The sequence below is a fragment of the Streptomyces sp. NPDC050121 genome, from assembly GCF_044460385.1.
GTDB lineage: Bacteria > Actinomycetota > Actinomycetes > Streptomycetales > Streptomycetaceae > Streptomyces > Streptomyces soliscabiei.
Window position 1 is genome coordinate 36,984 of the sequence record NZ_JBITJV010000005.1, and the last position, 20,920, is coordinate 57,903.

Consider the following 20,920-nt stretch of genomic DNA (forward strand, 5'->3'; position numbering starts at 1 on the left):
CGGTCGTTCGCTACTGCGCCGCCACCAGTTCCCGGCAGCGCTTCACGTCCCGCGCCATCTGCTCCAGCAGCCCTTCCAGCGACTCGAACTTCGCCTGGCCGCGCACGAAGGCGAGGAAGTCGACGGCGACGTGCAGGCCGTAGAGGTCGAGGCCGACGCGGTCGATGGCGTACGCCTCCACCGTGCGCTCGGTGCCGTCGAACTGCGGGTTCGTGCCGACCGAGATCGCGGCCGGCATCGCCTCGCCGTCGACGTGCAGCCAGCCCGCGTAGACGCCGTCCGCCGGGATCGCGGTGTGCGGCAGCGTCTCGACGTTGGCGGTCGGGAAGCCGAGTTCGCGTCCCCGCTGGGCCCCGCGCACCACGACCCCCTCCACCCGGTGCGGGCGGCCGAGGATCTCCGCCGCGCCCTCGACGTCGCCCTCGGCGACCAGACGCCGCGTCAGCGTCGAGGAGAACGGCTGGCCGCCGCCCGCCTCGCCGCACAGCACCAGGTCGACGACCTCGACCTCGAAGTCGTAGACCTTGCCCTGCTCGGCGAGGAACTCGACGTTGCCCGCCGCCTTGTGGCCGAAGCGGAAGTTGGGGCCCTCGACGACCGCCTTGGCGTGCAGCCGGTCGACCAGGACCTTGACCACGAAGTCCGCCGGGGACAGTTTCGAGAACTCCGTCGTGAAGGGGAGGATCAGCAGCGCGTCCACACCCAGCTCCGCCATCAGCTCGGCGCGGCGGTGGTGCGGGGCGAGCAGCGGCGGGTGGCTGCCGGGGCGGACGACCTCGCTGGGGTGCGGGTCGAAGGTGACGACGACCGAGGGAACGCCCAGTTCACGGGCGCGTTCCACGGCATGGCGGATGATCAGCTGGTGCCCGCGGTGGACCCCGTCGTAGGAACCGATGGTGACGACGCTGCGTCCCCAGTCCTCGGGGATGTCCTCCAAGCCACGCCAGCGCTGCACTGTGACCGCTCCTCGAACCCGTGTCCGTATCTAGCATTGCCTCTTACGCAGGTCTAAGGGTGCCATGCCGGGTGGCCCGTGCCCGCATCGGCATGGAGGCTGTGACCCGCTCCACGCGCGTCGGCCCATGCACGACGGCACACAGGGCGCCGAGCACGACCGCACGCAGGGCTCCGAGCACGACCGCACGCAGGGCGCCGCGCAGAGCCGCACGCGCGTGCTTCAGGCGGGCACCCGCACGCCCGCCAGGTTCTCGATCGTCCGGCGGGTGCTGGGGCCGACCACCGCGGCCCACTCCCGCGGCGCGTCGGTGAGCCAGTGCACCACCTGCGCGGCGAAGCCCGGCACGTGCCGTCCCAGGTCGACCAGAGCACGGTCGAAGCAAGTCGCGCCGTCCGGGGTGCGGACGAGGAGGAGGCCGGTGCGGTGGACGAGGTCGCGCAGGTCCTCGCCGCTGCGCCCGGCGGCCCCGTGCAGCACGGCGTCCAGGACGGCGGGCGCGTGCTCGTGCGTGAGGAGATGCTCCAGGAGTTCGCGGCGGAGGGGACCGGAGTCCGGAGCGCCGGGCGCGGCCAGCACGCCGGCCAGCGCGGCCCGTACCTGCTCGGTACCGCCGTCCAGCAGGCCCGTGACCAGCGGGAGGAGGACTGCACGCGCGGCCGGGCCGTGGTCGAGCCGCCGGTCGACGTACGCGGCCACCTGCCCGGCGCTCTCCGGCCGCCGCTCCAGCACGTCCCGGACGAGGGCGGCGACCCGGTGGGCCCGCTCGGGCGTGGTGACGTCGGCGAGCGCGGCCAGGGTGCTGCCCGCGTCCGCGCGGTCGGCGCCGCTCAGGCGGTTCCGGAAGGCGTCCAGGACCGGCTCGGGGTGGGTGCTCAGGGCGGCGAGCAGTGCGCCCGGCGGCAGCTGCGGATCGCCCTCCTCGAACCGCTCCAGTGCCTGCGGGAGATGGGCGGACCGGGTCTCGGGGTCCCGGACGAGGAGGGCGAGCGCGCCGCCGTGCAGTGCGGGGTCGGCGGGGCGGGCCAGGAGAGCGAGGGCCGCGTTGCGCAGCAGCCGACGGTCGGCGTCCGTCTTCGCGTGCGGGGCGGCGCGCAGTCCGTAGCCCGCCGCCGCGACCCGGCGGGCCTGTCGCTCGTCGTGCGCCCACCGGTCGACGGCCCGGCACAGCGCGGACGGCTCGTCCTCGGCCAGCACGGCGAGCAGCTCGTCGGCGCGGTGGTGCGCGCAGTCGACGAGCACCTCCGTGAGGTCGTCCAGCGCCCGGCGCCGGTGGGTGTGCAGCAGCGCCTGCGCGGCCGTTGCCACGGTGGCGTGCGGGGTCGCGGGCAGCGGCCGCTCGTCGTCGAACCAATGGGTGAGATACGGCTGTACGGCGGTGGGGTCGGCGGCGAGGAGCCGGGCGACGGCGTCGAGGTAGCGGGGCGCGTCCGCGGCGCGCGGGGCGCCGTCGGCGAGGACCAGACGGCGCAGCAGGTCGAGGCGCGCGTCGGGCGGCAGGGCGATCTCCGTCCAGAAGGAGGGACCGAAGTCGACGCCCCGGCCGCCCTCAGCCGCCCCAGGCCCCACCTCTGCTCCCGTTCCCGCCCCCGTTCCCACCCCTGTCCCTGTCCCTGTCCCTGTCCCTGTCCCTGTCCCTGTCCCTGTCCCTGTCCCTGCCTCCGTCCCCGCCTCCGCCTCCGCCTCTGAGCCGAGCCCGCCCCCCGCGCCGATCCGGTCCGCCAGCAGGCGCAGGACGCCTGTGTACGGCGTCGCGTCGGGGACCTTCAGCAGGGTCTCGCAGAGCAGTCGGGCGGCCCACCACGAGTCCGGGTCGGCTTCCAGAGCGTGAACCAACTCCCTTAGTCGAGCGGCGAGTTGATGTGCTCCACGCTGGCGGGCGACGAGCAGCAGCGCCTGGACGACCGGGCCGATGCGGTGGTGCGGAACGGGCAGCGGGTGGCCGCCCTGCTCCGGGGCGCGGCGGTCGTGGACCAGGGCGCGCAGGGCCTCGTCCAGGTCGAGGTGGACGCCCTGGATCCAGTCGGCGAGTTCCTCGTGGGCGAAGCGGTAGCCGGTGCCCGCGGGCACGAGGAGGCCTTCGGTGAGGACGGCGGAGGCCCAGCCGGTTCCGCCGCCGAGGCGGGCGGGCGCGGGCCCCCAGGGGAACACCGCCTCGAACGACGCCCGGTCCAGCTCGCCCTGTCCCGGCCCGAGACTGCGCCGGGCGGCTTCGTGCACCTGGCCGGCGACCTTGGCCGCGAGGCGTCGTACGGCGGTGCCGCGCAGCCCGTTCTCGGCGGCGAGGCGGACGGCGATGCGCAGACACATCAGGTCCAGGTGGGCGGCGAGGACGTCGTCCCGGTCGACGGGGCCGCCCTGATCCGGCGGGCCGGGCAGGGCGGCGCGGATCTCGGAGAGGAGGCGGAGGGTGAGGGGATGCCGGGCGTCGGGGGCCGCGAGGACGGCCTCCGGCAGGCCGTAGCGGGCGCGGGCCTCGCGCGCCTCGTCGGGGGTGAGGTCGCCCAGGCGGACGCAGGGCGGGAGCGGGTCTCCGGCGTCCGCGACCCCGTACAGCATCTCCGGCGGGAACTCCGCGCCCGCCCACTCCCAGTACTCCCCCCGGCACGCCACCACCAGCCGCGATCCCGTCTCCCGCAGCCAGTCCGCGGTCCCCTCGGTCCACTCGGCGAGCCGGTGCGCGAGGACCGGGGGCATCTCCTCGGGGCCGTCCAGGAGCAGGAGCAGGGGCCGCCCGACGGCCCGCGCGAGCCTGGCGAGCCGCTCGGGACTGACGTCCCCGAGCCCGGAGGGACCACGGTCCGCAGCTGTATCCGCAGCCGCGACGATGCGGGCCGCCCGGATCAGGGTGCGGCGGGCCGCGTCGGCGAGTGAGTCGTCCTCGTCCCGCAGGTCGGCGCCGCGCAGCCACAGGGTGGGGGCCGGCCGTGCGCCCCGGTTGCGGCGGGCCGCGAGGGCCGCGAGCTCGGTGGTACGGCCGCTGCCCGGTGCGCCGACGAGGCCGAGGACGGCCGCCGGGCTCGTCGCGAACGCGGCGAACTCCCGGGCCGGATGGGCGCGTTCGACCGGTTCCGATGCGGCGACGCGGGAGCCGGTCCCGGCGCGCCCCAGCGCGCCGGGCGGGCCGTCCGAGCCGACGGACGTGGCCGTCAGTTCCAGGATGCCCGCCAGGTTGAGGTCGGCCCCGTACGCGGGCACGGTCGCCGCGTTGCGGGCGAGCAACTCGGTGAGCGGACCGTCGGCCGGAGCGGGCGCCGCCCACGGGGGCGGCTCCGCCGCCGAGCCGTCGTCGTCCGGAATCCGGGTGCCCGGACGCAACGGCACCGCGAAGCCGACGTCGCGGTCCTCGGACCGCAGTGCGGTGCCGAGTACGGCGACGACCGCCCCGGTCCCGGCGTCGAGGACCGGGCCGCCGGCCGCGCCGCCGCCCAGCCGCAGCGCGTCCCGGCCCGCCGTGCCGATCGCCAGTTCCAGCGCCTCGTCCAGGACGTGCAGCCGGTCGGTGGCGGTGTACGTCACCGGCGTCTCGGTCAGCACCCGCGCCTCGCGCCAGCAGCCGGCGGCCAGCCGGACGTACCTGCCGGGCTCGACTCCCTCTCGCACGGTCACCGGCAGCGGGTCCACGCCGAGGCCCTCGGTGCGGACGAGGGCCAGGTCGAGCTGCGGGAGCAGCGTCACCGCGTCGGCGGTCACCACGCAGCCGCGGTCGTCGGCGGCGTACAGGACGAGCCGGGGCAGACCGTCGACGGCCTCGTGGCTGGTGATCACCGTGCCGTGGTGGTCGGCGACGAAGCCGGTGCCGCGGGGGCGGCCGGCGAGGTCGCGGATGCGGACCAGGCAGGCGTCGGGAGAAGGAGCGGGGCCGGGAGCGACGCCCCTGGGTTCGGTGTGTGCGCGATGGCCCTCGCCGGTCCGCGGGCCTCGTCCCGCCATCGTGGTACCTCCCCGCCGCGCCTGCCTGCCCTCTGTTCGACGGTAGGGGCGGGATGATCAGCGGGACAGATCACGCAGCGAACGCGCCCCCCTGCACTCCCTCGGTTCACTCCGAGCGCCTGCCCGGACGGGTGACTGAACGGGGGACGTTGGATACACCCTAGGGGTGGGGGAACCGAGGGGGGACCGTGGAGCGGCGGCGCAGCACAACCCCGTGTTCGCCGCTCCACGGGCAGAGCAAGGACTGGCCGGAGCCGTTCAGCCGAGGACGGCCAGGCTCTTCGCCTTCCCCTTCTGCTCCTCCACCAGGGCCAGGAAGCGGCCCTCGGGGTCGAAGACGGCCACGGCGCCCACGCCCGCGTACTCGTCGGGCATCTCCAGGCGCACGCCGTTCAGGAGCAGCCGGGCCCGCTTGGCGTCCACGTTCCAGCGGGGGAACGCCGCGGCGGCCGCGTCGGCGATCGGCATCACGCTCAGCTCCTGCTGGAGCTGGTCGAGTGTCCTGGCCGAGTCCAGCTTGTAGGGGCCGACGCGGGTGCGGCGCAGGGCGGTGAGGTGGCCGCCGACGCCGAGGTCGGCGCCCAGGTCGCGGGCGAGGGCCCGGATGTAGGTGCCGGAGGAGCAGACGACGGAGACGACCAGGTCCAGGACCGGGGTGCCGTCCTCGGCGACGGCGTCGCGGACGTCGTAGACCGAGAAGGAGGAGACGGTGACGGGGCGGGCCGGGATCTCGAAGTCCTCGCCGTCGCGGGCCCGCTTGTAGGAGCGGACGCCGTTGATCTTGATGGCGCTGACCTTGGACGGCACCTGCATGATGTCGCCGCTCAGCTTGGCGATGCCCGCGTCGATCGCGTCCCGGGTGACCTTCGAGGCGTCCGTGGACCCCGTGATCTCGCCCTCCGCGTCGTCCGTCAGCGTCGTCCGGCCGAGCCGGATCGTGCCCAGGTACTCCTTCTCGGTGAGCGCGAGGTGCCCGAGGAGCTTGGTCGCCTTCTCGATGCCGAGGACGAGGACGCCCGTCGCCATCGGGTCGAGCGTGCCGGCGTGGCCGACGCGGCGGGTCCCCGCGATCCCCCGCATCTTGGCCACGACATCGTGCGAAGTGAAGCCCGACGGCTTGTCGACGATGACAAGGCCGTCGGGCGGGGTCGGCTTGCGGTTCATCAGGCGGAGTCGTCCGTCTCGTCCTCGTCACCGGGCTTCTTGTACGGGTCGGCCCCGCCCGCGTACCCGGCGCCCGCGGACGCCTCGCGGACCTTCTCGTCGGCGGCGCGCGCCTTGTCGAGGAGGTCGTCGATGGTGCGGGCGTTGTCCGGCAGGGCGTCGGCGACGAAGGCCAGCGTCGGCGTGAACTTCACGCCCGCCGCGCGGCCCACCTCGGAGCGCAGGATGCCCTTGGCGCTCTCCAGGCCGGCGGCCGCCGCCGCACGCTCCTCGTCGTCCCCGTACACGGTGTAGAAGACGGTCGCCTCCCTGAGGTCACCGGTGACCCGGGTGTCCGTGATGGTGACGTGGGAGCCGAGCCGCGGGTCCTTGATCCCGCGCTGCAGCTTCTGGGCCACCACCTGCTGGATGAGGTCCGCCAGCCTCTTGGCGCGCGCGTTGTCGGCCACTGGTCCGTCTCCCGTTCTTTCTTCTTCTTGCGTTTTTCGGTCGGTCAGTCGTCTTCGCCGTGGAAGCGGCGTCTGACCGAGAGCAGTTCCACCTCGGGGCGGCCGGCGACCAGCCGTTCACACCGGTCCAGCACATCGGTCAGGTGCTCCGCGTCGCCGGAGACCACGGCGAGGCCGATCTTGGCCCTGCGATGGAGGTCCTGGTTGTCCACCTCGGCCGCGCTCACCGCGTACTTGCGCTGGAGCTCGGCGACGATGGGACGGACGACGGAGCGCTTCTCCTTCAGCGACCGTACGTCGCCGAGGAGAAGGTCGAAGGACAGAGTCCCCACGTACATGTGTAACCGGTTCACCCGCCGGTACGGGATCGATGGCCCTGCCGTCCATGGGACAGGGACATCAAGAACGGTACAACGATCCGTCCGACGGCTCGACGGGGTTTTACCCCCTGGGGCCGGGGGCCGCAGCCCCCGGGACGGCGCGCCGGCCGACGGGACCATGTCCCGCCGGCCGGCAACGACCATCGGCCTTACACGCGGGGCTTCTCCCGCATCTCGTACGTCGCGATGACGTCGTCGATCTTGATGTCGTTGAAGTTGCCGAGGTTGATACCGCCCTCGAACCCTTCGCGGATCTCGGTGACGTCGTCCTTGAAGCGACGCAGGCCCTCGATGTTGAGGCTCTCCGCGATGACCTTGCCGTCGCGGATGAGTCGGGCCTTGGTGTTGCGCTTGACCTCGCCCGAGCGGATGAGGACACCGGCGATGTTGCCCAGCTTGGACGACTTGAAGATCTCGCGGATCTCCGCCGTGCCGAGCTCGACCTCCTCGTACTCCGGCTTCAGCATGCCCTTCAGGGCCGCCTCGATCTCCTCGATCGCCTGGTAGATGACCGAGTAGTACCGGACGTCCACGCCCTCGCGCTCGGCCATCTGCGCGGCACGACCGGCCGCACGGACGTTGAAGCCGATCACGATGGCGTCCGAGCCCATCGCCAGGTCGATGTCGGACTCCGTGACCGCACCGACACCGCGGTGCAGGACGCGGATGTCGACCTCTTCGCCGACGTCCAGCTGGAGCAGGGAGGACTCGAGGGCCTCCACCGAACCGGAAGCGTCACCCTTGATGATCAGGTTCAGCTGCTGGACCTCGCCGGCCTTCAGGGCGGCGTCCAGGTTCTCCAGGGAGAACCTGCGCGTGCGCTTGGCGAAGGCGGCGTTGCGCTCGCGGGCCGCACGCTTCTCGGCGATCTGGCGGGCGGTGCGGTCCTCGTCGACGACGAGGAAGTTGTCGCCCGCACCCGGGACGTTGGTCAGGCCCAGGACCTGGACCGGCGTCGACGGGCCGGCCTCGGCGACGTTGTTGCCGTTGTCGTCGAGCATGGCGCGCACACGACCGTAGGCGTCGCCCACGACCATCGTGTCGCCGACCCGCAGCGTGCCTCGCTGGACGAGGACCGTCGCCACGGCGCCGCGGCCGCGGTCGAGACGGGACTCGATCGAGATGCCCTGCGCGTCCTGGCTGGGGTTGGCCCGCAGGTCGAGCGAGGCGTCGGCCGTGAGGATCACGGCCTCCAGCAGCGAGTCGATGTTCAGACCCTGCTTGGCGGAGATGTCGACGAACATGGTGTCGCCGCCGTACTCCTCGGCCACCAGACCGAACTCGGTGAGCTGACCGCGCACCTTGGTCGGGTCGGCGCCCTCGACGTCGATCTTGTTGACCGCGACGACGATCGGGACGTCGGCCGCCTTGGCGTGGTTGAGCGCCTCGACCGTCTGCGGCATGACGCCGTCGTTGGCCGCGACGACCAGGATCGCGATGTCGGTCGACTTCGCACCACGGGCACGCATGGCGGTGAACGCCTCGTGACCCGGGGTGTCGATGAAGGTGATCTTGCGCTCTTCTTCGTTGACCTCGGTCGCGACCTGGTAGGCACCGATGTGCTGGGTGATGCCGCCGGCCTCGCCCGCGATGACGTTCGTCTTGCGGATGGCGTCGAGCAGTCGGGTCTTGCCGTGGTCGACGTGACCCATGACGGTGACGACCGGCGGACGGACCACCAGGTCCTCGTCGTCGCCCTCGTCCTCGCCGAACTCGATGTCGAAGGACTCGAGCAGCTCGCGGTCCTCCTCCTCGGGGCTGACGATCTGAACCTCGTAGTTCATCTCGCCCGCGAGGAGCTGCAGCGTCTCGTCGGAGACGGACTGCGTGGCCGTGACCATCTCGCCGAGGTTCATCATGACCGCGACGAGCGACGCCGGGTTGGCGTTGATCTTCTCGGCGAAGTCGGTGAGGGACGCACCGCGCGACAGGCGAATGGTCTCGCCGTTGCCGCGAGGCAGCATCACGCCGCCGACCGACGGGGCCTGCATGGCCTCGTACTCCTGGCGCCTCTGCCGCTTCGACTTGCGACCGCGACGCGCGGGACCACCGGGACGACCGAAGGCGCCCTGCGTGCCACCACGGCCACCGGGACCGCCGGGACGACCGCCGAAGCCGGGACGGCCACCGCCGCCGCCGAAGCCGCCGCCACCGCCGCCGGGGCCACCGCCACCGGGACGACCGGCGAAGCCGCCGCCGCCACCGGGACGGGCGCCGCCGCCGGGACCGGCCGGACGGCCGGCGAAGCCGCCGCCGCCACCGGGACGACCGCCGCCGGGACGACCGGCACCGCCGCCGCCCGGACCGCGGCCGCCGGGGCCGCCGCCGGGACGCGGGCCGGCAGCGGGACGCTGCGGCATCATGCCGGGGTTGGGACGCGGGCCGCCCGGACGCGGACCGCCGGGGCCGGCACCCTGCGGGCGAGGCATGCCGCCCGGGCTCGGACGGGCACCGCCCGGAGCCTGCGGACGAGGACCGCCGCCCTGGCCACCGGGGCCCTGGGGACGGGGACCGGCGCCGGGAGCGCCACCGGGGCCGCCGGGACGCGGTGCGCCCTGCGGACGGGGCGCCTGCGGGCGCGCCATGCCGGCGTTGCCGCCGGAGGTGAAGGGGTTGTTGCCCGGACGCGGACCCGAGGGACGGGCACCGCCCGGACGCGGGGCGCCTGCGCCACCGGGGCGCGGACCCTGCGCTGCGGCCGGACGCTGACCACGGTCACCGCGGTCACCGCGGTCCTGACCCTGACCGGGCGCGGGACGGCCACCGGGACGGGGCGCGCCGGGGCGCGGTCCCTGGGAGGCCGGGCGCGGACCGGACTGCGCCGGACCGGACTGCGCGGGAGCGGCCGGGGCGGCCGGCGGAGCGGTGAACTCCGGGGCGGCCGGGGCCGGGCGCGGCGCGGGCTTGGGACCCGGCACCGGACGCGGACCGGGAGCAGCCGGCGCGGGGGCCGACGAGGCGGCCGGAGCCGCCGGGGCAGCCGGAGCCGCCGGTGTCTGGGCCGCGGGAGGCTTGGGGGCGGCCGGCCGCGGAGCGGCCGGACCCGGACGGGCCGCCTGCGCCGGGGAAGGCGCCGCGGGCCTGGGGGCAGCCTTGCGCGGGGCGGGCTTGCCGCCGCCCTGGAAGGCGTCTGTCAGCTTGCGTACAACGGGCGCTTCGATGGTCGAAGACGCCGAACGGACGAATTCACCGAGTTCCTGGAGCTTGGCCATGACGACCTTGCTCTCCACCCCGAACTCCTTGGCGAGTTCGTATACCCGGACCTTAGCCACTTCGCTCCTTTTAGGTCCGGGTGTGTCCGGACCGTCGCTACTTCATGGGCGTACTCATCGCGTGCTCATCGAGTGCTCATCGCAATCTCGACCTACTTCCAACTCGCGGGGTACCAGAGCCGCGCGGGGGTTCCGCGCGACGCTTCTTACGGTGTTGCCTGCTCGGCAACGGTCGTCTGCTCGACGTACTGGCGCAACACCTTTGTGTCGAGCGCTCCCGGGGCTCGCAACGCCCTCGTGAACGCCCTGCGGCGTACCGCCTGGTCGAGACAGACCGGGGCGGGGTGCAGATACGCACCCCGGCCGGGCAGCGTACCGCGAGGATCGGGGACGCATGCGTCCTTGATCGCCACGATGCGCAGCAGCTCCGTCTTGGCCGCTCGCTTCCGGCACCCCACACAGGTGCGTTCAGGGCATGCTCCGGCGTGCGTCCGGCCAGACACTGTTAAGTCTACCTCCCCGCGGCGACCTCGCCCCTTTGGGCCAGGAATCGAACAGTTGCCGCGTTACATCTGTCGTGATCTGAGCCTCCACAGGCCGAGATCTATTCCCCGGGCTGCTCGGCGGGCTGTTCGGTGTCCGGACGGATGTCGATCCGCCAGCCGGTCAGCCGGGCGGCGAGCCGGGCGTTCTGCCCTTCCTTGCCGATCGCCAGCGACAGCTGGTAGTCCGGCACCGTCACGCGCGCGGAGCGGGCCGCGAGGTCGACGACCTCGACCTTGGAGACCCGGGCCGGGGACAGCGCGTTCGCCACCATCTCGGCCGGGTCGTCCGACCAGTCGACGATGTCGATCTTCTCGCCGTTCAGCTCGCCCATGACGTTGCGCACCCGGCCGCCCATGGGGCCGATGCAGGCGCCCTTGGCGTTCAGACCCGAACGGGTGGACCTGACGGCGATCTTCGTACGGTGACCGGCCTCACGTGCGATCGCGGCGATCTCGACGGAGCCGTCGGCGATCTCCGGCACCTCCAGCGCGAAGAGCTTCTTCACCAGATTGGGGTGCGTGCGCGAGAGCGTCACTGACGGGCCGCGCACGCCCTTCGCCACCCGGACGACGTACGACCGCAGGCGCAGGCCGTGCGCATACGTCTCGCCGGGTACCTGCTCCTGCACCGGCAGGATGGCCTCCAGCTTGCCGATGTCCACCAGGACGTTCTTCGGGTCGCGGCCCTGCTGGACCACGCCCGTGACGATGTCGCCCTCACGGCCGGCGTACTCGCCGAGCGTCGCGTCGTCCTCGGCGTCGCGCAGGCGCTGCAGGATCACCTGCTTGGCCGTGGTGGCGGCGATACGGCCGAAGTCGGACGGGGTGTCGTCGAACGTGCGGGGCTCCTGCCCCTCCTCGAGGTCCTCGGGATCCTCTTTCGCCCACACGGTCACATGCCCGGTCTCCCGGTTGAGCTCCACGCGCGCGTGACGGCGGCTTCCCTCGGTGCGGTGGTAGGCGATGAGGAGGGCCGACTCGATCGCCTCGACCAGCAGGTCGAAGGAGATCTCCTTCTCCCGAACCAAGCCCCGCAGGGCACTCATGTCGATGTCCACGGCTACGCCTCCTCTTCCTTCTCGTTCTCGTCGTTGTCGTCGTTGTCGTCGTGCCCGTCGTGCTTGTCCTTGCGGTTGAACTCGACCTGCACGCGCGCCTTGTCGATGTCGCCGAAGGCGAGTCTGCGGGCGGTGGCCTTGCGGCCCTTCACGCCCGGCACCTCGACGTCGAGCCCCTCGTCGTCGACCTTCAGGATCCGGGCGACCAGCTCGCCGCCCTCGGTCAGCTGGAACCGCACCAGCCGGTCCGTGGCGCGCACAAAGTGCCGGTGCTCGGTGAGGGCGCGCTCCGCGCCCGGGGTGCCGACCTCGAGGGTGTACTCGCCCTCGCCCATCGCGTCCGTCTCGTCGAGCTTCGCCGAGAGCGCGCGGCTCACATCGGCGATTTGGTCCAGGTCCGCTCCGGTGTCGGAGTCGACGACGACGCTCAGCACCCGCTTGCGTCCGACGGAGTCCACGGTGATCTCTTCGAGATCCAGTCCCTGGGAGGCGACGAGCGGTTCCAGGAGCTCTCGCAGCCTCTCGCTCTGGGTGGTGCTCATCCGGGTGACTCCTCGGCCGCGTGTGCTGTTGTGGGATGGGGCGCGTGTCTAGTCAAAGGGTATCCGGTCGCAGGGTGTGTTGCCGTCCACCCGTGCACGGAGGGTGGCCGGACATGCGGCGAAACGGTGCCGCTGAGTGATGGCGGACGGGTGCGCGGGTACGGTGATCACGGGCCTGCCGCCCTTCTTGGTGTTTCTTTCGTACGAGTTCCCCGAGGACGTCTGCCGTGCCGTTCCCCCCTCCCTCGCGCACCCTGTCGGGGCCGCGCAGAAGATCCCTGCTCGCGTCGGCCACGGGGGTCGCGCTGCTCGTGGGCTGCTCGTCCGGCGGCGGGGAGCATGAGGAGGGCGAGGGGAGCGCGAGCGACGGCCCGTCGGTCACCGAGCGGGCACGCGCGCGTGCGGCCCAGCAGAGCAACGCTCTGGTGGCGCGCTACGACGCCGTCCTCGCCGTCCATCCGACGCTGGCGGCGCGGCTGGCGCCGCTGCGGGCGGAGGTCGTACGGCACGTGGAGGCCTTCGGGGGCGCGCGGAAGGCACCCGCGTCCCCCTCGCCCTCGTCGACCCCTTCGTCCTCGTCGGCCCACTCGCCCTCCTCCCCCGTCTCCTCGGCTCCTGCGGCCTCGGCGGCGCCGTCCGCCGCGCCGGTGACCGAGCAGGACGCCCTCGCCGAGCTGGCCGCCGCCGAGCGGGCGCTCGCCGACCGCAGGGCTACTGAACTGCTGGACGTCCCCGGCGAATTGGCCCGGCTGCTGGCCTCGGTGGCGGCGGCCGGCGCGGCGCACGCCTATCTGTTGGCGGAGGGGGCCCGATGAGCGAGGAGACGAGCGCGGAGCTGACGGCACTCCAGGCGGCGCTGGCCGCCGAACACGCCGCGGTGTACGGGTACGGCGTCGTCGGCGGGCGCATCGGTGCGGAGCGGCGCACGGAAGCGCGGGCGGCGTACGACGCGCACCGGGCGCGTCGGGACGCGCTGGTGCGCGACGTACGCGGCGTGGGCGCGGAGCCGGTCGCCGCGAGCGCCGGGTACGCGCTGCCGTTCGCGGTCGCGGACGCCGTCGCGGCGGTCCGGCTCGCCGCCGAGCTGGAGGACCGCGTGGCCGGGGTGTACTCCGACCTGGTGCGCGCGGCCACCGGGGCACGGCGCCGGGACGCGGCGGCGGCGCTGCGGGAGGCGGCGGTCCGCGCGGTGCGCTGGCGCGGCGGGAGCGTAGCCTTCCCTGGTCTCGCGGAACGGTCCGGTACGACCAGTAGGAATCCGGCCGCGGCAGGAGCCGGGGCAGGGGCTTCGGGGACACCGACCGCTTGACCGGAGACGGAAGGGAACGACTCGCGCATGGCTTTCGAACCGCCGCAGCGTCTGGTGAGGGCGCTCGGTGAGACGGCACCGGACGGTGACGGCTGGTTGGAGAAGCTGCCGGAGGCGGCCCGACAGGCCGTGGATCTACGCGAGTTGACCGTGGACCGGGTGCAGGTGCCGGGCGGCCGGAGCAGCCTGGTCGTGCTCGTGCGGCGTGCGGACGGCACCCCGGCCGTGCTGAAGCTGGCCCCGCCCCGGTTCCGGCCCGAGGCCGAGCGGGCCGCGCTGGCGCACTGGGGCGGCCTGGGCGCCGTCCAGTTGCTGGAGGGCCCGGAGACGGCCGGGGTGCTGCTGCTCGAACGGCTCCATCCCGATGTGTCGGTGCGCTCGCTCGCGGAGGCGAAGGCGCTGCTGGAGGCGGCGGGGACGCTGCGGCGGCTGTGGGTGGAGCCGCCGGCCGGGCAGGTCTTCGAGACCGTCGCCGAGCGGACCGGCCGGCAGGCCGAGGCGATGCGGGGGACCGCCGTCGGCTCCGACGTGGGTGTGCTGGTCGAGGCGGCGCTCTGCGCCCGTGAGGAGTTGGTGGGGACGGCCCCCGAGGTGCGGTTGCTGCACGGGACGTTTCGGCAGAGCAAGGTGCTGGCGGGCGAGCGGACGCCGTGGCTGGCGGTGGGGCCGGATCCGGTGGTCGGTGAGTGCGCGTTCGATCTGGCGCGGCTGGTGCGGGACCGGGTGGAGGATCTGATCGCCTCGCCCTCGGGGGCGTCGATCACGCGGCGGCGGGTGCGGAAGCTGGCGGAGTCGTTGGAGCTGGATCCGGAGCGGGTGCGGGGCTGGACGCTTTTCCGGGCGGTGGAGTCGGGGGTTCGTGCCCTTCGGGTGGGTCGGGCTCGGGATGCCGAGCTGCTGCTGGAGTTCGCCGGGTGGCTTTAGCGGTCGCGGTTCGGGGCCGGGTCCGTAGTGGCCGGCGTCAGTGCCAAGGCAAGGACCGGGCAGTCCGCTGCTGCTCTTCGGGCGCGTTTCACCGTCGTCGACGGGACGGGCCTCGCCGGCACGAGGGTTAGCCCCACTCGTCGAGGGTGATGTGGTCCGGTAGGAGTTCCGCGCAGAGGCCGTGGGCCCGGCAGGACGTCCGGTCGATGTCGATGTGCTGGTCCGTGCTCATGGGTCAGCTCTCCTCCGGGACGGCCAGCAGGGGGGTGCGGTCGGTCGCCGTGCAGTGGCCGTGGGCGTGGGCGTCGTTCTCCGTGGCGAAGGTCGTCAGGGTGCTGCGGAGGACCGGGCGGACCGTGCCGTCGGGGTGGTGACAGGCGCCCCGGCCCTCGACGAGGCCCGACCAGCGGGCGAGGTCGGCGCGGACCGTGCCCTGGGGGCCGGGGGCGGCGAGGGCGCGAAAGGCGGCGGCGGTGCGGGGCAGGCTGTTGAGACAGGGGCCGCACTGGCCGGTAGCCGACTGCAGGGCGAGGTAGCGCAGGACGCGGGCGGTCTCGACGAGGCCGCAGCGGTCGGCGGGCAGTGCGGCGAGGACTCCCGCGCCCAAGCAGCTTGCGTCGAGGGTGAGTCGGCTCGCCTCCGGGGCCGGGATCCAGGTGTAGTGGTAGCCGCCCACCAGGACCGCCCGGGCATCTTCCAGGGGCAACAGCCGGGCGATGGGCAGGCCGTAGGGGGCCTTCACGACCCGGGGTTCACGGCCCTGCACATGGACCGTGCACAGGACGCTGCCGGGCTGGGTCGGGTGCCGGCGGTGCGGTACCAGTCGGCGCCGTAGCGGGCGACGAGCGCGAGGTGGGCCGGCAGCCGCTGGTGGGCGGGCAGGGCCGCGCCGCCGGAGACGTACCGGGCGAGGGCGGAGGACTGGCCGGAGAGGAACGACTTCGGCAGGCGGACGACCTTGACGGGCAGCGGGTCCGCGGTGCGCCGGGCGAGAGCGGACTCCAGCCAGGTCGCGCCGTCCTCCACGGCGAGGTACGTCGCTGCCGCGCCGACCAGGGCGAACACCCCGGCTGCCGCGGCCGGCGTGACGGCCGCCGCGACGGCCGCCGTCCGCCGTGCCCCCCCTGCGGACGGCCGACGCGGCCCCCGTTCCGCTTCCCTTGTCGCCATGACCGTTCCCCTCCGTAGTGACGCTCTGTCACGCCCTACGGTCGGGGAACGGCCTGCGAGAAGTCTGTGAGGCGGCCGTACGCCTCCCCAGAACTCTCTGAAACGTTCCTTTGATTCACGTACCTCACGCGGTCAGACGGGCGATCGCCTCGTCCACCGTGAGCTCCTCGCGCTCGCCGGTCCTGCGGTCCTTCAGCTCCAGGACGCCCTCGGCGCTGCGGCGGCCCGCCACCAGGATCTTCGGCACGCCCATCAGCTCGGAGTCGGTGAACTTCACGCCCGGGGAGACGCCGGCCCGGTCGTCGACCAGGACGCGCAGACCGGCCGCGTGCAGCTTCTCGGAGACGTCCAGCGCCAGCTCCGTCTGCAGGGCCTTGCCCGCGGCGACGACGTGGACGTCGGCCGGGGCGACCTCGGCGGGCCAGACCAGGCCCTTGTCGTCGGCGGTCTGCTCGGCGAGGGCGGCGACCGCGCGGGTGACGCCGATGCCGTAGGAGCCCATGGTCACGCGGACCGGCTTGCCGTTCTGGCCGAGGACGTCGAGCTTGAGGGCGTCGGCGTACTTGCGGCCCAGCTGGAAGATGTGGCCGATCTCGATGGCGCGGTCCAGCTTCAGGCCGGTGCCGCAGTTCGGGCAGGGGTCGCCCTCCTGGACGACGACGACGTCGACGTACTCGGCGACCTCGAAGTCACGGCCCGCGACGACGTTCTTCGCGTGCAGGCCCACCTTGTTGGCGCCGGTGATCCAGGCGGTGCCGGGGGCCACGCGCGGGTCCGCGATGTAGGTGACCTTCTCGCCCAGGCCCTGCGGGCCGACGTAGCCGCGGACCAGGTCCGGGCGGCCCACGAAATCCTCGGCGGTGACCAGTTCGACGCCGGCCGGGGCGAAGTGCGCCTCGACCTTGCCCATGTCGACCTCACGGTCGCCGGGGACGCCCACGGCCACGATCTCGCCGTCCACCTTCACCAGAAGGTTCTTGAGGGTGGCCGAGGCGGGTACGCCGAGGTGGGCGGCGAGGGTCTCGATGGTGGGGGTGTCGGGGGTCGGGATCTCCTCGAGCGCGGCGACGCCCTCGGCGTCCACCGGCTTCAGCCCGTAGGTGATCGCCTCGGTGTTCGCCGCGAAGTCGCAGTTCGGGCAGTCCGCGAAGGTGTCCTCGCCCGCGCCGGCCGGGGCCAGGAACTCCTCCGACTTGGAACCGCCCATCGCGCCCGCCGTCGCGGCGCAGATGCGGTAGTCGAGGCCGAGGCGCTCGAAGATCCGCTGGTAGGCCTGGCGGTGCAGGGCGTAGGAGTGGGCGAGGCCCTCGTCCTCGGTGTCGAAGGAGTAGGAGTCCTTCATCAGGAACTCGCGGCCGCGCAGGATGCCGGCCCGCGGGCGGGCCTCGTCACGGTACTTGTTCTGGATCTGGTAGAGGATGACCGGCAGGTCCTTGTAGGAGGACGCCTGGTCCTTCACGAGCAGCGTGAAGATCTCCTCGTGGGTGGGGCCGAGGAGGTAGTCGCCGCCCTTGCGGTCCTGGAGGCGGAACAGCTCCGGGCCGTACTCGTCCCAGCGGCCGGTGGCCTCGTAGGGCTCACGCGGCAGCAGGGCGGGCAGCAGCACCTCCTGCGCGCCGATCGCGTCCATCTCCTCGCGGACGACCCGCTCCACGTTGCGCAGGACCTTCATGCCGAGCGGCAGCCAGCTCCAGATGCCCGCCGCGGTACGGCGGACGTAGCCGGCGCGGACGAGGAGCTTGTGGCTCAGGACCTCGGCGTCGGCCGGGTCGTCGCGCAGCGTCTTCGCCATCAACTGGGACATGCGCTGGACCGGTGCGTTCGCCATGGTTCTCGTACTCCTGCCGGGAAAGGGTGATGGCTAGGAGGTTAGCCGGGAGCGTGGCGGGGCCGGAAATCCGTTGGAGCCTGTGTCATATCCCCGGTCGGATCAGCGTGCGGCGTCATGGGGGTCCCCCCTCTGGGGGTGGGGGTGCCCCCTTTGGGGGGAGCGTGCCAGGCGTCGCACGCCCGGCCGGGGATATAACCCAGGCTCTTACGGGCGCAGGAGGGGAAGCGGGGCGCCCATCACCGCGTACGGGCGGGGGGCGCTGGGGAAGAGGACGCTGCGGGCCAGGTCCCGGTAGCCCAGCGAGCGGTAGAGGGCGCGGGCGGGGCTCTCGGTGTCGATGGCGGAGAGGATCGAGCGGGGTTCGGCCGCGGTGTCGGTGATCGTGGTGATCAGGGCCCGGCCCGCGCCGCGGTTCTGGTGGGCGGGGTGGACGTGGAGCTCCGTGATCACGAAGGAGTCGTCCAGCCAGTGCTCGTTGCCCTGGGCGCGGAGGTAGGGCTGGACGACCGTGGACCACCAGTGCGTGCGGTCGTTGGGCATGCCGTAGACGAAGCCGACGAGTCTGTCCCCGAGGGTCGCTCCGAAGGCTCTCGCGCCGGGGTTCGTCATATGGCGCAGGACGATCTGACGGCGGACGGCGACCTCGTCCGGGCCCAGTCCGAAGGCGGCCGCTTGGACGGCCAGTGCCTCGTCCACATGGGCGGGAAGGTCCAAGGGGCCGATGACGAGGTCCATGGCGGGGAGCCTACAGGGGCGTCAAAAAAGCACGCTCGTGAATGCGCCGACCTCCTGGAAGCCGACCCTCCGGTACGTGCGCCTCGCCGGGGTGTTGAAGTCGTTGACGTAGAGGCTGACGACCGGGGCGACGTCGGCCAGGGCGTAGCGCAGGACCGCCGCCATGCCGGGGGCCGCGAGGCCCTGGCCCCGGTATTCGGGGGCCACCCACACGCCCTGGATCTGGCAGGCCTGGGACGTCGCGGCGCCGATCTCCGCCTTGAAGGCGACCCTGCCGTTGTCGTCGAGGCGGGCGAACGAGCGGCCGGTGCCCACGAGTTCGGCGACTCGGGCCTGGTAGAGCAGGCCGCCGTCGCCGGCCATCGGGGAGACGCCGACCTCCTCGGTGAACATCGCCACGCACGCCGGCATGATCGTGTCCATCTCGTCCTTGCGGATGCGGCGGACGTAGGGATCGGGGGCTATGTCGGCGGGCATGCGGTCGGTGACCATGAGGGGCTGGCGGGTGCGGACCTCTCGGGCCGGGCCCCAGTGGGGTTCCAGGAGGCGCCAGAGCCGGGTGGTCGGCTCGGTGGGGCCGACGATCGAGGAGCAGCGGCGGCCTGCCCGGCGGGCGCGGTCGGCGAAGGCTCGGACCGCGCGCGGGGTGGCGCAGATCGGGACGAGGTTGGCGCCCGCGTAGCACAGGGACGTCAGCATGCCGTCCTCGTACCAGCCCCACATCTCGCCGCCGAGCCGCCATGGGTCGAGGCCCGCGATCTGTACCCGGGAGGTGACGAAGGCATTGGCAACCGGCTCGCGGTCGAGGACGGCGAGCGCGGCGTCCAGGTCGCTCGGTTCGAGGACCCGGGAGGTCGTCTGGGTCAACACGCGCGGGGCCTCACACTCAGGTCTGGCTGATCCCCGCACTGTACCTGCGGAAGCTTTGCCGTGCCGCCCTGTGGTTGGTGCCGCTTGTTTGCCTGTGGCCGTGGGCTGTCGGGCCGTCCCCTGGGGGCTGCCGCCCCCGGACCCCCGCTTCGGCCCTGAAGGGGCCTCGTCCTCAAACGCCGGACGGGCTGGTTGATGTGGACCGGCGCCATGGAGACGTCCCCCGTCCTCGAAGACGTCCGCGAACGCCGGACGGGCTGGTTGATACGGGCCGGCACCACGGAGACGTCCCCCGTCCGCGAAGGACGTCCTCCGTCCCTCGCCTCAAACACCGTCTCCTCGTCCTCGGAGGCCGGACGGGCGGGATGCCCGGACCGGCGCCATGGAGACGTCCTCCGTCCTCGAAGACGTCCTCCGTCCCTCATCCGTCCCTCCTCCTCGAACCCGTCCTCGGACACCGGACGGGCCGGGTGCAGGGGCCCGGGCTGGATACAGCGGGGGGCTGGGAGCGGTCGGCCCGACGGCGGGGGTCGTTCGGGTAGGGGCGGGAGGCGGCCCGGCCGCGGCGGCCGCGCGACGGCAGTCCGGCCCGCTTTCAGCCTGCGACTGATACTGACGGTTCGCCGGAGGGGGTGCCGGCCGCTTCCATCTGTTCGGCCAGCTTCATGGCCTCTTCGATGAGGGTCTCGACGATCTTGGACTCGGGGACGGTCTTGATGACCTCGCCCTTGACGAAGATCTGGCCCTTGCCGTTGCCGGAGGCGACGCCGAGGTCGGCCTCGCGGGCCTCGCCGGGGCCGTTGACCACGCAGCCCATGACGGCGACGCGCAGCGGGACCTCCATGCCCGTGAGGCCCGCGGTGACCTCCTCGGCCAGCTTGTACACGTCGACCTGGGCGCGGCCGCAGGACGGGCAGGAGACGATCTCCAGGCCGCGCTGCTTGAGGTTCAGGGACTCCAGGATCTGGTTGCCGACCTTGACCTCCTCGACCGGGGGGGCCGAGAGGGAGACGCGGATCGTGTCGCCGATGCCCTGGGAGAGGAGGGCGCCGAAGGCCACCGCCGACTTGATCGTGCCCTGGAAGGCGGGGCCCGCCTCGGTGACGCCGAGGTGGAGGGGGTAGTCGCACTGGGCGGCGAGCTGACGGTAGGCCTCGACCATGATCACCGGGTCGTTGTGCTTGACCGAGATCTTGATGTCGCGGAAGTCGTGTTCCTCGAAGAGGGACGCCTCCCACAGCGCCGACTCGGCCAGCGCCTCCGGGGTGGCCTTGCCATACTTCTGGAGCAGGCGGCGGTCCAGCGAGCCGGCGTTGACGCCGATGCGGATCGGGGTGCCGTGGTCCTTGGCGGCCTTGGCGATCTCCTTGACCTTGTCGTCGAACTGCTTGATGTTGCCGGGGTTCACGCGGACCGCCGCGCAGCCCGCCTCGATCGCGGCGAAGACGTACTTCGGCTGGAAGTGGATGTCGGCGATCACCGGGATCTGCGACTTGCGGGCGATCGTCGACAGGGCGTCGGCGTCGTCCTGCGTGGGGCAGGCGACGCGGACGATCTGGCAGCCGGAGGCGGTGAGCTCGGCGATCTGCTGGAGGGTGGCGCCGATGTCGGACGTGCGGGTCGTGGTCATCGACTGGACCGACACCGGTGCGTCTCCGCCCACCGCCACGGAGCCGACCTGGATCTGCCGGCTCTTGCGGCGCTCGGCGAGCTTGGTCGGAACGGACGGCATGCCGAGAGAAATCGCAGTCATCTGCTGTGCAACCCCAAGTCGTGGATCAAGGCCCAGGTCCCGCTCTTCAGGCGGGTTCCAGGCTTCGAGATTACGGCACCGGCCCGGGCG

19 protein-coding genes are annotated in these 20,920 nt (G+C 72.9%); 3 read left to right on the plus strand and 16 right to left on the minus strand.

Annotation, left to right across the window (positions count from 1 at the left end; translation table 11 throughout):
• Positions 1-10: 10 nt before the first annotated feature.
• The 9 genes from ACIBTS_RS09810 to rimP all read right to left on the minus strand — a co-directional run bounded on the left by ACIBTS_RS09810 (position 11) and on the right by rimP (position 12,238).
• Complete coding sequence (locus tag ACIBTS_RS09810) at positions 11-955, minus strand: bifunctional riboflavin kinase/FAD synthetase (RefSeq protein WP_099935834.1); 945 nt, start codon at positions 953-955, stop codon at positions 11-13.
• A gap of 222 nt (positions 956-1,177) precedes the next feature.
• A complete protein-coding gene (locus ACIBTS_RS09815) occupies positions 1,178-4,888 on the minus strand; it encodes a trypsin-like peptidase domain-containing protein (protein WP_399318035.1) in 3,711 nt (1,236 codons plus the stop codon).
• A gap of 258 nt (positions 4,889-5,146) precedes the next feature.
• On the minus strand, positions 5,147-6,052 hold the full coding sequence (gene truB / locus ACIBTS_RS09820; RefSeq protein WP_319676397.1) for a tRNA pseudouridine(55) synthase TruB: 906 nt from the start codon (positions 6,050-6,052) through the stop codon (positions 5,147-5,149).
• Positions 6,052-6,501: a 30S ribosome-binding factor RbfA gene (gene rbfA / locus ACIBTS_RS09825; RefSeq protein WP_079659156.1), complete on the minus strand. Its 450-nt coding sequence runs from the start codon at positions 6,499-6,501 to the stop codon at positions 6,052-6,054. Before rbfA ends, truB begins: the two co-directional genes overlap by 1 nt.
• A gap of 44 nt (positions 6,502-6,545) precedes the next feature.
• Complete coding sequence (locus ACIBTS_RS09830; RefSeq protein WP_319676398.1) at positions 6,546-6,839, minus strand: DUF503 domain-containing protein; 294 nt, start codon at positions 6,837-6,839, stop codon at positions 6,546-6,548.
• Positions 6,840-7,030: 191 nt separating this feature from the next.
• The gene (gene infB, locus ACIBTS_RS09835) at positions 7,031-10,153 is read right to left on the minus strand and encodes a translation initiation factor IF-2 (protein ID WP_319676399.1); all 3,123 of its coding nucleotides are present in this window, start codon (positions 10,151-10,153) and stop codon (positions 7,031-7,033) included.
• Between the two features lie 146 nt (positions 10,154-10,299).
• Positions 10,300-10,596 (minus strand): YlxR family protein, encoded by a 297-nt coding sequence (locus ACIBTS_RS09840; RefSeq protein ID WP_079659159.1) that lies wholly within the window; start codon positions 10,594-10,596, stop codon positions 10,300-10,302.
• A 101-nt stretch (positions 10,597-10,697) separates the two neighbouring features.
• Positions 10,698-11,696: a transcription termination factor NusA gene (gene nusA, locus ACIBTS_RS09845; RefSeq protein ID WP_079659160.1), complete on the minus strand. Its 999-nt coding sequence runs from the start codon at positions 11,694-11,696 to the stop codon at positions 10,698-10,700.
• A gap of 2 nt (positions 11,697-11,698) precedes the next feature.
• On the minus strand, positions 11,699-12,238 hold the full coding sequence (gene rimP / locus ACIBTS_RS09850; protein ID WP_399318036.1) for a ribosome maturation factor RimP: 540 nt from the start codon (positions 12,236-12,238) through the stop codon (positions 11,699-11,701).
• A gap of 227 nt (positions 12,239-12,465) precedes the next feature.
• Here rimP and ACIBTS_RS09855 point away from each other — a divergent pair, with 227 nt between their 5' ends.
• Genes ACIBTS_RS09855 through ACIBTS_RS09865 form a run of 3 tightly spaced genes read left to right on the plus strand, consistent with a single transcriptional unit; the run spans position 12,466 to position 14,471 of the window.
• Positions 12,466-13,053: a hypothetical protein gene (locus tag ACIBTS_RS09855; protein ID WP_399318038.1), complete on the plus strand. Its 588-nt coding sequence runs from the start codon at positions 12,466-12,468 to the stop codon at positions 13,051-13,053.
• On the plus strand, positions 13,050-13,547 hold the full coding sequence (locus ACIBTS_RS09860; protein WP_399318040.1) for a ferritin-like domain-containing protein: 498 nt from the start codon (positions 13,050-13,052) through the stop codon (positions 13,545-13,547). Before ACIBTS_RS09855 ends, ACIBTS_RS09860 begins: the two co-directional genes overlap by 4 nt.
• 27 nt (positions 13,548-13,574) lie before the next feature.
• A complete protein-coding gene (locus ACIBTS_RS09865; protein WP_399318042.1) occupies positions 13,575-14,471 on the plus strand; it encodes an aminoglycoside phosphotransferase family protein in 897 nt (298 codons plus the stop codon).
• A gap of 127 nt (positions 14,472-14,598) precedes the next feature.
• Here the strand turns inward: ACIBTS_RS09865 and ACIBTS_RS09870 are convergent, their stop codons facing one another.
• The 7 genes from ACIBTS_RS09870 to ispG form a co-directional block, all read right to left on the minus strand.
• Positions 14,599-14,703, minus strand: coding sequence for a ferredoxin (locus ACIBTS_RS09870; RefSeq protein ID WP_399318044.1), 105 nt, complete (start codon positions 14,701-14,703; stop codon positions 14,599-14,601).
• Positions 14,704-14,706: 3 nt separating this feature from the next.
• Positions 14,707-15,213 carry an NADH-ubiquinone oxidoreductase-F iron-sulfur binding region domain-containing protein gene (locus ACIBTS_RS09875; RefSeq protein WP_399318045.1) on the minus strand — a complete coding sequence of 169 codons (507 nt, stop codon included), beginning with the start codon at positions 15,211-15,213 and terminating at the stop codon, positions 14,707-14,709.
• Positions 15,210-15,641 (minus strand): hypothetical protein, encoded by a 432-nt coding sequence (locus ACIBTS_RS09880; RefSeq protein WP_399318047.1) that lies wholly within the window; start codon positions 15,639-15,641, stop codon positions 15,210-15,212. The genes ACIBTS_RS09875 and ACIBTS_RS09880 overlap by 4 nt, the downstream gene beginning before the upstream one ends.
• A gap of 124 nt (positions 15,642-15,765) precedes the next feature.
• Positions 15,766-17,469 (minus strand): proline--tRNA ligase, encoded by a 1,704-nt coding sequence (locus ACIBTS_RS09885; RefSeq protein ID WP_399318049.1) that lies wholly within the window; start codon positions 17,467-17,469, stop codon positions 15,766-15,768.
• Positions 17,470-17,676: 207 nt separating this feature from the next.
• Positions 17,677-18,207, minus strand: a complete 531-nt coding sequence (locus tag ACIBTS_RS09890) for a GNAT family N-acetyltransferase (protein WP_399318051.1) — start codon at positions 18,205-18,207, stop codon at positions 17,677-17,679.
• A 21-nt stretch (positions 18,208-18,228) separates the two neighbouring features.
• The gene (locus tag ACIBTS_RS09895) at positions 18,229-19,077 is read right to left on the minus strand and encodes a GNAT family N-acetyltransferase (RefSeq protein ID WP_399318053.1); all 849 of its coding nucleotides are present in this window, start codon (positions 19,075-19,077) and stop codon (positions 18,229-18,231) included.
• 595 nt (positions 19,078-19,672) lie between these two features.
• The gene (ispG, locus tag ACIBTS_RS09900; protein WP_399318055.1) at positions 19,673-20,830 is read right to left on the minus strand and encodes a flavodoxin-dependent (E)-4-hydroxy-3-methylbut-2-enyl-diphosphate synthase; all 1,158 of its coding nucleotides are present in this window, start codon (positions 20,828-20,830) and stop codon (positions 19,673-19,675) included.
• Between the last annotated feature and the right edge of the window lie 90 nt (positions 20,831-20,920).

Excerpts from the sequence above, each read along its gene's own strand:
- ACIBTS_RS09815 (WP_399318035.1), bottom strand. The coding sequence starts at position 4,888 with ATGGCGGGACGAGGCCCGCGGACCGGCGAGGGCCATCGCGCACACACC.
- truB (WP_319676397.1), bottom strand. The coding sequence starts at position 6,052 with ATGAACCGCAAGCCGACCCCGCCCGACGGCCTTGTCATCGTCGACAAG.
- ACIBTS_RS09830 (WP_319676398.1), bottom strand. The coding sequence starts at position 6,839 with ATGTACGTGGGGACTCTGTCCTTCGACCTTCTCCTCGGCGACGTACGG.
- rimP (WP_399318036.1), bottom strand. The coding sequence starts at position 12,238 with ATGAGCACCACCCAGAGCGAGAGGCTGCGAGAGCTCCTGGAACCGCTC.
- ACIBTS_RS09860 (WP_399318040.1), top strand. The coding sequence starts at position 13,050 with ATGAGCGAGGAGACGAGCGCGGAGCTGACGGCACTCCAGGCGGCGCTG.
- ACIBTS_RS09865 (WP_399318042.1), top strand. The coding sequence starts at position 13,575 with ATGGCTTTCGAACCGCCGCAGCGTCTGGTGAGGGCGCTCGGTGAGACG.
- ACIBTS_RS09870 (WP_399318044.1), bottom strand. The coding sequence starts at position 14,703 with ATGAGCACGGACCAGCACATCGACATCGACCGGACGTCCTGCCGGGCC.
- ACIBTS_RS09880 (WP_399318047.1), bottom strand. The coding sequence starts at position 15,641 with ATGGCGACAAGGGAAGCGGAACGGGGGCCGCGTCGGCCGTCCGCAGGG.
- ACIBTS_RS09885 (WP_399318049.1), bottom strand. The coding sequence starts at position 17,469 with ATGGCGAACGCACCGGTCCAGCGCATGTCCCAGTTGATGGCGAAGACG.
- ACIBTS_RS09890 (WP_399318051.1), bottom strand. The coding sequence starts at position 18,207 with ATGGACCTCGTCATCGGCCCCTTGGACCTTCCCGCCCATGTGGACGAG.
- ispG (WP_399318055.1), bottom strand. The coding sequence starts at position 20,830 with ATGACTGCGATTTCTCTCGGCATGCCGTCCGTTCCGACCAAGCTCGCC.